Source organism: Streptococcus sp. HMSC066F01, assembly GCF_001837335.1.
Lineage (GTDB): Bacteria > Bacillota > Bacilli > Lactobacillales > Streptococcaceae > Streptococcus > Streptococcus oralis_S.
This window is the reverse complement of record NZ_KV832113.1, coordinates 1-236: the sequence shown is the minus strand read 5'-3', so window position 1 is coordinate 236 and position 236 is coordinate 1. Positions and strand designations below refer to the sequence as shown.

The window sequence follows — 236 nt, the reverse complement described above, 5'->3', positions numbered from 1 at the left end:
CCTGTTAGCGAGAAACCAACAGACGCTCCTGTAAATGAAGTTCCAAGTCTAGAGGTTGAAGAAAAAGATGTTACCACAACGGTAGCAGAACCCTACACTCGAGAACGAGTAGAGAGTGATAGCTTGCCAGTTGGCCAGACCAAGATAACCCAAGCTGGTCAAGATGGAGTGCGTACGATCGTCACCCGTCAGTACATGGTAGATGGAAAAGTAGAGAGAAGCCAGGAAATCTCTAA

General features: G+C 47.0%; 1 protein-coding gene. It reads left to right on the top strand.

Translation table 11 applies throughout. From position 1 onward, the window contains the following. Positions 1 to 236, top strand: a 236-nt coding sequence (locus tag HMPREF2655_RS03650) for a G5 domain-containing protein (protein WP_142352125.1), incomplete at both ends; no start/stop codon positions are given.